This window comes from Cupriavidus taiwanensis LMG 19424 (assembly GCF_000069785.1).
In the GTDB taxonomy this organism is placed as follows: Bacteria; Pseudomonadota; Gammaproteobacteria; order Burkholderiales; family Burkholderiaceae; genus Cupriavidus; species Cupriavidus taiwanensis.
In genome coordinates, this window is record NC_010528.1 from 1419250 (window position 1) to 1432342 (window position 13093).

Annotated in this window: 10 protein-coding genes and 1 tRNA gene; 3 read left to right on the top strand and 8 right to left on the bottom strand. The window is 67.9% G+C overall.

The annotated features are described in order from the left end of the window. Positions 1-65 precede the first annotated feature (65 nt). From RALTA_RS06585 to ompR, 4 genes are all read right to left on the bottom strand, one after another. Positions 66-614 (bottom strand): peroxiredoxin, encoded by a 549-nt coding sequence (locus RALTA_RS06585; RefSeq protein WP_012352655.1) that lies wholly within the window; start codon positions 612-614, stop codon positions 66-68. 265 nt (positions 615-879) lie between these two features. Beyond that, positions 880-2181 carry an MFS transporter gene (tcuC, locus tag RALTA_RS06590; protein WP_012352656.1) on the bottom strand — a complete coding sequence of 434 codons (1302 nt, stop codon included), beginning with the start codon at positions 2179-2181 and terminating at the stop codon, positions 880-882. A gap of 225 nt (positions 2182-2406) precedes the next feature. Beyond that, a complete protein-coding gene (locus tag RALTA_RS06595; RefSeq protein ID WP_012352657.1) occupies positions 2407-3756 on the bottom strand; it encodes an ATP-binding protein in 1350 nt (449 codons plus the stop codon). Positions 3757-3780: 24 nt separating this feature from the next. Then, the gene (gene ompR, locus RALTA_RS06600; protein ID WP_010810107.1) at positions 3781-4503 is read right to left on the bottom strand and encodes an osmolarity response regulator transcription factor OmpR; all 723 of its coding nucleotides are present in this window, start codon (positions 4501-4503) and stop codon (positions 3781-3783) included. Positions 4504-4805: 302 nt separating this feature from the next. Here ompR and RALTA_RS06605 point away from each other — a divergent pair, with 302 nt between their 5' ends. Beyond that, positions 4806-5153, top strand: coding sequence for a hypothetical protein (locus RALTA_RS06605; protein ID WP_012352658.1), 348 nt, complete (start codon positions 4806-4808; stop codon positions 5151-5153). Here RALTA_RS06605 and RALTA_RS06610 read toward each other — a convergent pair. Both RALTA_RS06610 and hpnD read right to left on the bottom strand, forming a co-directional pair. Then, entirely contained in the window at positions 5150-6415 is a 1266-nt protein-coding gene (locus RALTA_RS06610; protein WP_012352659.1) for a Zn-dependent hydrolase, read from the bottom strand. The two genes, RALTA_RS06605 and RALTA_RS06610, sit on opposite strands and share 4 nt — an antisense overlap. A gap of 53 nt (positions 6416-6468) precedes the next feature. Then, positions 6469-7305 (bottom strand): presqualene diphosphate synthase HpnD, encoded by an 837-nt coding sequence (gene hpnD, locus RALTA_RS06615; RefSeq protein WP_012352660.1) that lies wholly within the window; start codon positions 7303-7305, stop codon positions 6469-6471. 463 nt (positions 7306-7768) lie between these two features. Here hpnD and RALTA_RS06620 point away from each other — a divergent pair, with 463 nt between their 5' ends. Then, positions 7769-8911 carry an efflux RND transporter periplasmic adaptor subunit gene (locus tag RALTA_RS06620; protein ID WP_012352661.1) on the top strand — a complete coding sequence of 381 codons (1143 nt, stop codon included), beginning with the start codon at positions 7769-7771 and terminating at the stop codon, positions 8909-8911. Positions 8912-8915: 4 nt separating this feature from the next. Continuing rightward, on the top strand, positions 8916-12029 hold the full coding sequence (locus tag RALTA_RS06625; protein WP_012352662.1) for an efflux RND transporter permease subunit: 3114 nt from the start codon (positions 8916-8918) through the stop codon (positions 12027-12029). A 39-nt stretch (positions 12030-12068) separates the two neighbouring features. Here the strand turns inward: RALTA_RS06625 and RALTA_RS06630 are convergent, their stop codons facing one another. After that, positions 12069-12521 (bottom strand): hypothetical protein, encoded by a 453-nt coding sequence (locus RALTA_RS06630; protein ID WP_041232325.1) that lies wholly within the window; start codon positions 12519-12521, stop codon positions 12069-12071. Positions 12522-12765: 244 nt separating this feature from the next. Beyond that, positions 12766-12852 (bottom strand) — tRNA-Leu (locus RALTA_RS06635). Positions 12853-13093 lie beyond the last annotated feature (241 nt).

Here is a 13093-nt window from a genome sequence, read left to right on the forward strand (position 1 = left end):
GGGTTTCGATGCGGAGGGCAGGGCCCCCCGCGGATCGCCACGGCGTCTGGCGACTGGCAGAAAAATTACAGCGTGGCGCCACCAACGGCACGGTTGCACGGGCACAGCTCGTCCGTCTGCAGGCCGTCCAGGATACGCAGGACTTCGTCCGGGTTGCGGCCCACGTTCAGGTTGTTCACCGAAACGTGCTGAATCACGTTGTCCGGGTCGACGATGAAGGTCGCGCGCAGGGCCACGCCGGCGGCGTGGTCACGCACGCCCAGCTGGTCGATCAGCGAACCGGTCACGTCGGCGAATTGCCACTGGTTCAGCTTGTTCAGGTCCTTGTGTTCGCGGCGCCATGCCAGCTTGACGAACTCGTTGTCGGTCGAGCCGCCCAGCACGATCGCATCGCGGTCGGCGAAGTCGCCGTTCAGCTTGGCGAAGGCGACGATTTCGGTCGGGCACACGAAGGTGAAGTCCTTCGGGTAGAAGTAGATGATCTTCCACTTGCCTTCGAACGACTTTTCAGTGATGTCTTCGAAAGCCGACTGGCCGTTCTCTTCGTGATTGTTGAAACCCGGCTTGACACCGACGACGTGGAAGGCTTCGAGCTTGTCACCAACGGTCTTCATAGACTTCTCCTGATACGGTTGCAATGAGAGCGGTGCCGCTGCCGCGTGCCCGGCGTGGGACCGGTGATACGGCTGCTTGCGGCGGCGTACCGCGACAAAACGTGATTATGCGTCATCATCCGGGCCGGGGCTAATTGATATTCTCAAAGAGCCCGATAGGCAGGGCATGTAGTGTGTCGCACGCCAGCGCGCCGCCGAGGCGATGGGCCAGTATGCCATGCGCGATGACGCCGCAAGTGCGAACTTGGTGACGATCGCGCAGAAATCAAGCCGCCTGCATGGCCACCCCGGTGCGGCGCGCGCGGAAGATCACCAGCGTCGCGACCAGCCCGCACAGCGCGGCGAACATCAGCCACAGTCCCGGCGCCGCCTTGTTGCCGGTGGCGTGGATCAGGTAGGTCGAGATAGCCGGCGTGAAGCCGCCGAACAGCGCGGTGGCCAGGCTGTAGGCCAGCGAGAAGCCGGTGGTGCGCACCGCGGGCGGCATGATCTCGGTCAGTGCCACCACCATCGCGCCGTTATAGCTGCCATACAGGAACGACAGCCACAGCTCCACCATCAGCAGCCGCGCGAACGACGGCTCGGCAACCAGCCACGACACCGCCGGGTAGGCCGTCAGCAGTGTCGCCGCCGTGAAGCACAGCAGCAGCGGCCTGCGCCCGACGCGGTCCGACAGCGCGCCCATCAGCGGCAGCCAGATGAAATTGGACAGGCCCACGCACATGGTGACGATCAGGTTGTCGGTGTCGTCCAGCTTCAGCACGGTCTTGCCGAAGGTCGGCGTGTACGCGGTGATCATGTAGAACGACACCGTGGTCATCACGACCATCATGCAGCCGGCCAGGATGATGCGCCAGTTTTCCAGCATCGAGCGGTAGATCTCGCCGATCGCCGGGCGGTGCTTGCGCGCCTTGAAGGCCTCGGTCTCTTCGAGCGAACGGCGGATCAGGAACAGGAACGGCACGATCAGGCAGCCGACCAGGAACGGAATGCGCCAGCCCCATTCATCCATCTGCGCCGGTGCCAGCGTGGCGTGCAGGATCACGCCGAGCAGGCCGGCGAAGATCACCGCGACCTGCTGGCTGCCCGACTGCCACGCGACATAGAAGCCCTTGCGCCCGGGTTTGGCGATCTCGGACAGGTAGACCGAGACCCCGCCGAGCTCCACCCCGGCGGAAAAGCCCTGCAGCAGGCGGCCGGCCAGCACCAGCAGCGGCGCGGCCACGCCGATGGTGGCATAGCCCGGCACGCAGGCGATCAGCAGCGTGCCCATGGCCATCAGCACCAGGGTCAGGATCAGGCCCTTGCGGCGGCCGTGATGGTCGATGTATGCGCCCAGCACGATCGCACCCAGCGGCCGCATCAGGAAGCCTGCCCCGAACGTGGCGAGCGAAAGCATCAGCGAGGCGAATTCGTTGCCGCTGGGGAAGAACGTCCTGGCAATGGCCGCGGCATAGAAGCCGTACACCATGAAGTCATACATTTCCAGGAAGTTGCCGCTGACGACACGGAACACGGTGCGGAACCCGTGCTGCGAGCCGGCGGACGCTGCGGTGGTCTCTGACATGGCTGTCTCTCAGGCACCGCCGGTGCGATCCGGCGGCTTGATTGTCGGGAGGTATCAGCCAGGCGCGCGGGCGGCGCCACATGGGGAACGGAGATGCCGCGGGCCTGATGACGGGCGCCAGTGTGCGCCGCCCCCCTGTCATTGACCTGTCAAATGCCTTTCAGAAGGCTATCAGCGGCTGTCGAAAACCTGTCAGGGCATCGCGCATGCGATGCCGTGCGCCGTTCAGGCGCGCCGGAAACACGCGCTCACCACCAGCCCCGTGGCCGGCGCGGCGCGGTTGGCAAGCAGCAGCCGGCCGCCGTTGCGCTGCATGATGCGGTTGACGATCGACATGCCCAGGCCGGCGCCCTTGGCTTCGCTGCGCGCGGCGTCGAGCCGGTAGAAGGGCCGCGTCAGCAGCGACAGCTGGCCATCGGGCACGCCCTTGCCGTGGTCGGCCACGGTCAGCACGGCTTCCTTGTCGTCGACGCGCGTGGAGATCTCGACCACGGCCATGCCGGTCTGCTCGTCCTTGGCGTAGCGGCGCGCGTTCTCGACCAGGTTGTCGAGGATGCGCTGCACTTCCATGCGGTTGGCCACCGCCATCACCGGCTCCTTCGCGCGCACATGCACGCGCACGTCGTCGTGCGCGGCATAGACGCCGACGGCATCGTGCACCAGCGCCGACAGGTCCACCGGCTCGACCGTCTCCAGCGGCGGGCGGGCGTAATTGAGGAACTGGCCGATGATCGCGTCCATCTGCTCGATGTCGGCGATCATGGCGTCGCGCGTGGGGGTGTCCATCGGCGACATCTCGGTTTCCAGCCGCAGCCGCGTCAGCGGCGTGCGCAGGTCGTGCGAGATGCCGGCCAGCATCACCACGCGGTCGTCGTCGAGCTGGCGCAGGTCGCGCACCATCTGGTTGAAGCTGTGGTTGGCCAGCGCCACTTCGCTGGCGCCGTGCTCGGGCAGCGGCGGCGGGTCGCCGCCCGCGCCGATGGCGCGCGCGGCGTTGGCCAGCCGCTTGAGCGGGTAGTTGACGCGCGCCGTGATAAACGCCGCGCCGATGATCGACAGCAGTAGCGCGGCGATACTCCACCACAGCCACTGGATGCCGGGCACGCGCTCGAAGCGTTCCGGGCTGATCGCCACCCAGTAGTCGTCGCCCTCGATCTCGAAGCTGACCCATACGCCGGGGATGTCGTTGACGGTGGTGGCCAGCACGGTGTCCTCGCCCAGGCGGCTGCGGATCTCCTGCTGCACCAGCGAGGTCAGGAACGGGTTGGCGGTGGGCGCGGCGAAGTCGTCGTCCTGCTCGCGCGGATAGACCTTGATGCCTTCGTTCTGCACCAGGTCGAGCAGCAGGAAGCGGCGCCGCGCGGGGTCGGAGTAGAGCAGCGCGGCGCGCGTGAGCTTGACCACGCTGACCACCTGCATGGCGATCTGCTGCGCGCGCGGGGCGCGTTCGAACAGCCGATAGCTCTGGAACCAGATCCCCAGCGAGATGGCCAGCAGCAGGGCGATCAGCATGAAGGTCCGCCAGAACAGCGAACCAAAGAACCGCGTTGCGGTACGGCCGATTACGGTCGCCACGATAGGAACAGCGGCCGCAATCGGTTATTTCACGCCATCGGGAATGAAGACATAGCCCAGGCCCCACACCGTCTGGATGAATCGCGGGTTGCTGGGATCCGGCTCGATCAGCTTGCGCAGGCGCGAGATCTGCACGTCCAGGCTGCGGTCGAACACTTCATATTCGCGGCCGCGCGCCATTTCCATCAGCTTTTCGCGCGACAGCGGCTGGCGTGGATGGCGGGCGAACACCTTGAGCACCGAGAACTCGCCGGTGGTCAGCGTGATTTCCTCGTCGTTCTTGGTCAGCGTGCGCGTGGCCAGGTTCAGCACGAAATCGCCGAAGGCGAAGGTCTCGGGCGTTTCCGACGGGGCGCCGGGCACCTCGGCCGGGCCCTTGCGGCGCAGCACCGCGTGGATGCGCGCGATCAGCTCGCGCGGGTTGAACGGCTTGGGCAGGTAATCGTCGGCGCCCATCTCCAGGCCGACGATGCGGTCCACGTCCTCGCCCTTGGCGGTGAGCATGATGATCGGGGTCTGGTCGTTGGCGCCGCGCAGCCGGCGGCAGATCGACAGGCCGTCCTCGCCGGGCATCATCAGGTCCAGCACCAGCAGGTCGAAACGCTCGCGCAGCCAGAGCTTGTTCATCGCGGTGGCGTTCTCCGCCACCAGCACGGTAAAACCCTGTTCGCCCAGATAGCGGCGCAGCAGATCGCGCAGACGCGGGTCATCGTCGACGACAAGAATCTTGTGGCTGGTATTTTCCATGGCGGTATCTTAGCGACTATCGCTTTCGCTCAAAATGGCTTAACAAAACGTTACATACTTTACCCCGTGGTATGGCAGCGTGCATCAATCGGGCGATTACACTGCGCAATCCATCCTTTTCGGCGCCTTGCCCGGCAGTTTTCCGCGCATTTCCGCCGGACGGTCCACGGCTTCCGCCAGCCTGCCCAGCGCCCGCTGGCGCAATGCTTGCAGAGGGCGCGGCAGCGGACGGGGTACCGGAATTCCGGGCTTCAGGGCAGTCCAACCGCTGCCCGATCGCGAAGCCAAGACCGCCATTATCAATGAAAGTGAACCGAACCCGGCACGGGCATCCGCAGCAAGGTATCGCCGGCGCATGCCTTGCGCTGGCGCTGGCCGTGCTGGCGCTGTGCCTGCCGCCCGGGACGGCGCTGGCGCAATCGGCCGGGATGGCGCACTTGCTCAAGCGCTACCCGTCGGCTCAGGCTAGCGATCCGGCAAACAGCCAGCGCGAGGCCCGCGCCCGGGCCGAGCGCCATCGTGCCGAGCAGCGCGAAGCGGAGCGCCGGCGCGGCGACGATCGCGGCGGCTCGCGCCTGTCGCCAGACGAGCGCCGCAGGCTGCGCAAGAATCTCTACGACTTCGGACGCGACATCTACCAGGGCGGCTAGCCGCGCGGCTGGAAGTGGCGCAGGAAGTCCACAAACACTTCGGCGGCCAGCTGCGCATCGTCGGCGGTGATGGTCTCCAGCGGGTTGTGGCTGATGCCGCCGTTGCCGCAGCGCACGAACAACATGGCCACGTCGGTGACCCGCTGCATCATCATGGCATCATGGCCGGCGCCGGACGGCAGCTCGAACGCCTGCAGCCCGCGCTTCTTCAGCACCGCCCCGAACTGATCCATCAGCCAGCGCGCGCACGGCGCGTTGTTGACCGGCGGCACGCGCTCCACCTGCGCGGTCAGCCCGCGACGCGCGGCAATCTGCGCGATACCGGCGACGATGTCGGCGATGGCGGCCTCGCGGATGCCGTCCTCGCCGGCGCGGATGTCCATCGAGAACGTGCAGGCCGCCGGGATGACATTGCTTGACCCGTCCGGCACCTGCAGCTGGCCCACCGTGCCGACCAGCGTCGGCGCCGCCGCGCAGCGCTGCTCGACCAGCAGGATCATCTCCGCCGCGCCCGCCGCGGCGTCGCGGCGCATGCCCATCGGCGTGGTGCCGGCATGGCTGGCAAGGCCTTCGACGCGGACCGAGAAACGGCTGCTGCCGGCAATCTGCGTGACCACGCCCAGCGGCAGGCCATGGTGCAGCAGCACCGGCCCTTGTTCGATATGCACTTCGACAAAACCCAGCAGCGACGCCGGGTCGAGCGCTGCGGCGCGCAGCGCCTGCAGGTCGCCGGCGCCGGGCAGGCCGGATACCGCCAGCGCCTCGCGCAGGGTCACACCGTCAGTATCCTGGCGCTCTAGCAGGGCGGGGTCGAAGCGCCCGGCCAGCACGCTGCTGGCAAGAAAACTGGTCTTGAAGCGCAGCCCTTCCTCCTCGGCAAAGGCCACCACGTCGACGTGATAGGGCAGGCGGATGCCGGCCTGGTTCAGCGCGCCGATAACGGCGATGGGCAGCAGGATGCCAAGCCGGCCGTCATAGCGCCCGCCATTGCGCACGGTATCGAAGTGTGAACCGGTCATCAGCACGCGGGCGTCGCCAGCCGCGGGGTCGGCGGCATAGCGGCCGATGACATTGCCGATGGCATCGATGCGCACCTGCATGCCGGCGGCCGCCATCCACTGCGCCAGCAGGTCCTGTGCCGCGCGGTGGGCCGGGGTCAGGTACGCGCAGGTCAGTCCGCCCTCCATGTCGGAGAAGCGGGCCAGTTCGTCGGCATGGGCGAGGATGGTGTCGCCGAGAGAAGCGGAAGCGGGTTGCGTCATGGCGGTACGGCTAAGGGGCAAAGAGGTCGGGAATGGCGGGCGTGGACGGCGCGCTAGCTGTTGCGGACCCAGGTTTTCCAGGCGATCCACAGCTTGCGCAGCGGTGTCAGCGCGATGCGCTGGTTCAGTACCTGGAACTGGCTGGCTTCCAGTTCATCGAGCAGCGCATGGTAGATCGCGCCCATCAGCAGGCCGGCGCGCTGGGCGCGGCGGTCCTGCCGGGGCAGCAGCGCCAGCGCCTCCTGGTACAGCGCGCGTGCCCGCCCGGCGTGGTACTGCATCAGGGCGACAAAGCGCCCGGAATGCTCGCCCTTGAGGATTTCGGAGGCCGGCACCTGGAACTGCTGCAGCGTATTGACCGGCAGGTAGATGCGCCCGCGCCGGGCATCCTCGCCGACATCGCGCAGGATATTGACCAGCTGCAGCGACTGGCCAAGCTTTTCGGCAAAGACCAGCGTCTGCGGATCGGTGTAGCCGAACAGGCGCGCGCTGAGCGTGCCCACCACGCCGGCCACGCAGTGGCAGTAGCGGGACAGGCCGGCCTCGTCCAGGTAGCGGGTCTGCGTCAGGTCCATTTCCATGCCTTCCAGCACCTCGGCCATCTCGGCCTGGCTCAGGCCGGCGCTGGCGACATGCGGCTGCAGGGCCTGGGTGGTCGGGTGGGTTGGCGCGCCGTCGAACAGGCGGCGCAGCTCGGCACGCCACCAGTCGAGCTGCTGGTGGGCCAGGCCGGCGTCATGGGTGTCGTCGACCACGTCGTCGACCTCGCGGCACCATGCGTACAGCGCGGTAATGGCACGGCGCCGCTCGGCCGGCAGGAACAGGAAGCTGTAATAGAAGCTCGAGCCGCTCTGGGCGACTTTCTCTTGGCAATACTGATCGGGCGTCACGCCGGTCTCGGGTCGAAAATGGGGAAACCGCGGGGAACCCGCGGAATAGCGGGGCTGCCGGGCCGACGAGTGTCAGCCGCGTCGCGGCGCGCCGATTGTAGCACCGCGGGCGAATGGCCCCCGGGGCCGCCTGGCGCGGTTCGCGGCCGTGGCGCGCCGCTGAAGGTTCCTTCCAGGCGTTTCGTCGCCTGCCGTTTGACGCACCCCGGGGCGGTCGTTATATTACTGACCGGCAAGTTATTTAGTGCCTGTGCCGGCTTTCCGGCCGTGCGCCGGCCACCGTCAGGCTGCCGCCTCTGCCCGCCACATTCAGCCGCTACATGGCCCGGCGCGAAGGGGCCGAGCGTGGCCCGCCTGGTCTGTCCCGTCCATCCCGACTCGTTGCCTACCGATGCCAGTGCTTTGCCATGTGCCGGAACTTGCGGCCGCGGATACCTCCGCCCCCCCTGTCACCCCCGTCGTCATGAAGCTGCTGCGGCAGGCCAGGCGCTGCGATGGCATGGCCGTGGCGGCGCTGTCACTGGTCGGTGCGCTGGTGCTGGGCGGCTGCGGCAAGCCGCCGGAGTCGGCGCCGGAGATCCGCCCGGTGCGCATGATGCAACTCAGCCCGCACAGTGGCAAGACCGCCTTCGAGTTTTCCGGCGACGTGCGCCCGCGCGTCGAGTCGCGGCTCGGCTTCCGCGTCGGCGGCAAGATCGCGGCCAGGCTGGTCGATGTCGGCGCCGTGGTCAGCAAGGGCCAGCCGCTGGCCCGGCTCGATCCCGCCGACCTGTCGCTGGCCGAGGCCGGTTCGCGCGCCCAGTTCGAGGCCGCCCGCACCGACCGCGACCTCGCCGCGGCGGACCTGAAGCGCTACAACGACCTGTTCGCCAAGGGCTTTATCAGCGCCGCCGAGCAGCACCGGCGCCAGGCCAGCTTCGATGCCGCCGAAGCGCGCCTGCGCCAGGCCCAGGCCGGGCTGCGCAGCCAGTCCAACCAGACTGCCTATGCCGTGCTGCATGCCGACGCCGACGGCGTGGTCACCGCCATCGACGCCGAGGTGGGCCAGGTGGTCACCCCGGGCCAGCCGGTGGTGCGGGTGGCGCAGACCGCCGAGAAGGAGGTGGCCATCGGCCTGCCCGAGGACCAGGTCGGCCTGCTGCGCGGGCTGACTGACGTGACCGTCCATACCTGGGCCGAGCCGCAGCGCGCGCTGCCCGGCCGCGTGCGCGAGATCGCCGCAGCGGCGGACCCGGTCACGCGCACCTATGCCACCCGCGTGAGCGTGCCCAACCCGCCCGCCGACCTCAAGCTGGGCATGACCGCGGTGGTGACCTTCGTGCGCAACGGTGCCGCGCCGGCGCTGCGCGTGCCACTGACCGCGCTGCTGCAGGAGCAGGGTCGCGACATGGTCTGGGTCTACGATGCCCCCTCCGGCACGGTCAAGCCGGTGGCGGTGACGCTGGGCGAGGCCTTCGGCAATGAGATCGAAGTGCGCCAGGGCCTGGCCCCGGGCCAGACCATCGTCACCGCGGGCGTGCACCTGCTGCGCCCAGGCCAGAAGGTGCGACCGCTGCAAATGGTCGCGCCGGCGTCGGCGGCAGCCGCTACCCCGAAGCAGGGGTGAGCGGATGGACCATTCCCGCTTCAACCTGTCGCGCTGGGCGCTCGAACACCAGCCCCTGACCCGTTACCTGCTGGTGGTGCTGCTGCTCGGCGGCCTGCTGGCGTTTTTCCAGCTGGGCCAGGACGAGGACCCGCCGTTTACCTTCCGCGTGATGGTGGTGCAGGCCTTCTGGCCAGGCGCCACCGCCGAGCAGATCGCGGTCCAGGTCACCGACAAGATCGAACGCCAGCTGCAGGAAGTGCCCTATGCGGACAAGATCCGCAGTTTCTCCAAGCCCGGCGAGACCACGGTGATCTTCCAGCTCAAGGACACCTCGCCGGCCAAGGAGACGGCGCAGATCTGGTACACCGTGCGCAAGAAGATCGGCGATATCCAGCAGACCTTGCCGGCCGGCGTGCGGGGGCCGTTCTTCAACGACGAGTTCGGCGACGTCTACGGCACCATCTACGCGCTCTCGGCCGATGGCTTCAATTACAAGGAGCTGCGCGAATATGCCGACCTGGTGCGCCAGGAACTGCTGCGCGTGCCGTCGGTAGCCAAGGTGTCGCTGATCGGCCTGCAGGACGAGAAGGTCTACATCGAATTCAACCAGGCCCGCTTTGCCCAGCTGGGGCTGGACATCAACGCCATCGCCGACCAGATCTCGCAGCAGAACAACCTGACCGGCAGCGGCGTGCTGGTGACCCCGACCGACAACCTGCAGGTGCGCCTGTCGGGCCAGTTCGCCAGCGTGGAAGACCTGGAGAACCTGGTGCTGCGCGGGCCCAACGGCATCGCCAATATCCGCCTGGGCGACATCGCGCACGTCTACCGCGGCTATATCGACCCCACCCAGCAGCGCATGCGCTTCAACGGCAAGGACGTGATCGGGCTGGGCATTTCGATGCAGAAGGGCGGCGACATCATCGAGCTGGGCAAGAACCTGCGCGCCGCCTTCGAGCGGCTGCGCGGCCAGCTGCCGGTGGGCATCGAGATGGACCAGGTACAGGACCAGCCCCAGGCGGTGCAGCGCTCGGTCGGCGAGTTCGTGCGGGTGCTGATCGAGGCGGTGGTGATCGTGCTGGCGGTCAGCTTTGTTTCGCTCGGCCTGCACACGCGACCGCTGCGGCTCGACGTGCGCCCCGGCCTGGTGGTGGCGCTGACCATCCCGCTGGTGCTGGCGGTGACGTTCCTGTTCATGAACATCTTCGGCATCGGCCTGCACAAGATCTCGCTGGGCGCGCTGATCGTAGCGCTGGGCCTGCTGGTCGACGACGCCATCATCGCGGTCGAGATGATGGTGCGCAAGCTGGAAGAGGGCTTCTCCAAGATGGAGGCCGCCACCTTCGCCTATACCTCGACGGCGATGCCGATGCTGACCGGCACGCTGATCACCGCGGCCGGCTTCCTGCCGGTGGGGCTGGCGCGCTCGACCGTGGGCGAGTACACCTTCGCCATCTTCGCGGTGACGGCGCTGGCGCTGGTGCTGTCGTGGCTGGCCGCGGTCTATTTCACGCCCTACCTGGGCTACCTGCTGCTCAAGACGCGCGGCGCGGGCGCGGGCGAGGCCCACGAGGTCTTCGACACGCCGTTCTACGCGCGCTTCCGCCGGCTGGTGGACTGGTGTGTCGCCTGGCGCAAGCTGGTGATCGCAATCACGCTGGTGGCGTTCGGGCTGGGTCTCTACGCCTTCAAGTTCGTCGAGAAGCAGTTCTTTCCGGATTCCAGCCGGCCGGAGCTGATGGTCGAACTGTGGATGCCGGAAGGCACCAGCTTTGCCCAGATGGAGACCGAAGCCAAGCGCTTCGAGCAACGGATCGGCAAGGACCGCGACGTCGCCAGCCTGACCACCTTCGTCGGCACCGGCGCGCCGCGCTTCTACCTGCCGCTGGACCAGATCTTCCCTCAGTCCAACGTGGCGCAGGTGATCGTGATGCCGGCCAGCACCGAAGTGCGCGACGCGCTGCGCCGCCGCGTCATCCATTTGCTCGACGCCGAGTTCCCGTACCTGCGCGGACGCGTCAAGCTGCTGCCCAACGGGCCGCCGGTGGCGTATCCGGTGCAGTTCCGCGTGATCGGGCCGGATGCCGCCGGCGTGCGCCGGCTGGCCGACCAGGTCAAGGCCGAGATGCGCGCCAACCCCAACACCGTCGGCGTCAACGACAACTGGAACGAGAACGTCAAGATGCTGCGCCTGGAGATCGACCAGGACAAGGCGCGCGCGCTTGGTGTAACGACCCAGGCCATCGCCCGCGTCACGCAGACGGTGCTGAGCGGCGTGCCGGTGGGGCAGTACCGCGACGGCGACAAGCTGATCGAGATCCTGATGCGCACGCCGCGCAATGAGCGCGACGCGATCTCGGACCTGAACAACATGCTGGTGCCGACCAACACCGGCCGCGTGGTGCCGCTGACGCAGGTGGCACGCGTGACGCTGCGCTCCGAGCCCGGCGTGGTCTGGCGCGAGAACCGCGATTTCGGCGTGACGGTGCAGGCCGACGTGGTCGACGGCATCCAGGGCCCCACCGTCACCGCGCAGATCAACCCGAAGCTGGACGCGCTGCGGGCGCAGTTGCCGCCGGGCTACCGCATCACCGTGGCGGGCGCGGAAGAAGAGAGCGGCAAGGCCGGTGCTTCGATCGCGGCGCAGCTGCCGCTGTGCATCTTCATCATCTTCACGCTGCTGATGCTGCAGCTCCACAGCTTCTCGCGCGCGGCCATGGTGTTCCTGACCGGCCCGCTCGGGCTGATCGGCGCCGCGGCCACGCTGTTGCTGCTGCGGGCGCCGATGGGCTTCGTGGCGCAGCTGGGCATCACCGCGCTGCTGGGCATGATCATCCGAAACTCGGTGATTCTGGTCGACCAGATCGAGCAGGACATCCGCGCCGGCGTGCCGCAGTGGACCGCCATCGTCGAAGCCGCGGTGCGCCGTTTCCGCCCGATCATCCTGACGGCGGCCGCGGCCGTGCTGGCGATGATCCCGCTGTCGCGCTCGATGTTCTGGGGGCCGATGGCGGTGGCCATCATGGGCGGGCTGATCATCGCCACGGTGCTGACGCTGCTGTTCCTGCCAGCGCTGTACGCGGCATGGTTCCGCGTCAGGCGCCCCGAAGACGGGCCTGGCTCCGTGGCCGTGTGACGGCCCGCGTCATGGTCCTGCCCCGGCCGGGGGCTGCGCCTAGTTGCAGATCGTGCCGGGAACCGGCTTGCCGGAGGCGGTCAGCCCCTGGCAGGCATCGCCGCTGGCCAGGCTGGTGTCCGAAGCCGAGGCCGGCGACAGCTTCAGCTTGCCGGCCACCGTGCAGCATCCGCGCGGCGGTGGCGGGGCGGGGCTGCGCTTGACGGTGGTGCCGGTCAGGGTGGCGGGAGCGCTGGACGTCACCGATGTGGTCGGAACCGGGGTGACCTCCGCCGCGGTGGCGGCAGGGGCAGCGGAAGCGGAAGCCGAAGCGCCAGTCTTGGACGGCCCGCCTGCCTCGGCCGACTCTTCCACTTCAGGGTAGACGCATTGCCCCTGGTGGCAGATCCGCTCACCTTTGCACTGCATGTCGTACTGGCATCCGGCGGCGTGTGCGAGCGATGTCCAGCCAGCGGCCATCGACGCTGCCAACAGCAAGGCAGGGAATTTCATATGCCCTCCGATCAGGGCTGAGGTGATGATGCCGGACACCACCTGCAACGTGCGCACGGCGGCCCCGACATCTTCAGCATAGATCGCCGCAAGGGTCCGCGAAAGGCGGTGCCACTCAGGTGTTCTACCACCCGTGGCAAGCGCCGCCAACGCACACGGCAGCGCTAGGCACGCAGCCGCTTGCCGCATGGGCCGATCGAATTCTGAAGGGGGAAGGTTGTCACCCCGCCACTTGCAAGGCGGGTGGTGCGAGGGAGGGGACTCGAACCCCTACACCATTGCTGGCGTCAGGACCTAAACCTGGTGCGTCTACCAATTTCGCCACCCTCGCGGTCCTTGCGGCGCTGCCCGGAGGCGGGCGGCCGCGATGCTCGTTGCCGGATATGAAAGCAAAAAAGGCGGCTGGAAGTGCCCGCCTTTGCCCGCATGCTTGCCGGAGCTGCCGTCGGCAGTCCGCAGTGCAACGAGGTTGCGGATTGTAGCGCAAGGCGCGGGGGGAATCCAGCCCCGTGGCGCCTGTGCGCCGGTGGCTGGCCCGTGCGGCTATATTGTCGGCTTTGCCGACCTTCGTC

Bases quoted from the DNA above. Each gene is read 5' to 3' on its own strand.
- RALTA_RS06620 (WP_012352661.1), top strand. From the start codon at position 7,769: ATGAAGCTGCTGCGGCAGGCCAGGCGCTGCGATGGCATGGCCGTGGCG.
- RALTA_RS06610 (WP_012352659.1), bottom strand. From the start codon at position 6,415: ATGACGCAACCCGCTTCCGCTTCTCTCGGCGACACCATCCTCGCCCAT.
- RALTA_RS06605 (WP_012352658.1), top strand. From the start codon at position 4,806: ATGAAAGTGAACCGAACCCGGCACGGGCATCCGCAGCAAGGTATCGCC.
- RALTA_RS06585 (WP_012352655.1), bottom strand. From the start codon at position 614: ATGAAGACCGTTGGTGACAAGCTCGAAGCCTTCCACGTCGTCGGTGTC.
- tcuC (WP_012352656.1), bottom strand. From the start codon at position 2,181: ATGTCAGAGACCACCGCAGCGTCCGCCGGCTCGCAGCACGGGTTCCGC.
- ompR (WP_010810107.1), bottom strand. From the start codon at position 4,503: ATGGAAAATACCAGCCACAAGATTCTTGTCGTCGACGATGACCCGCGT.
- RALTA_RS06625 (WP_012352662.1), top strand. From the start codon at position 8,916: ATGGACCATTCCCGCTTCAACCTGTCGCGCTGGGCGCTCGAACACCAG.
- RALTA_RS06630 (WP_041232325.1), bottom strand. From the start codon at position 12,521: ATGAAATTCCCTGCCTTGCTGTTGGCAGCGTCGATGGCCGCTGGCTGG.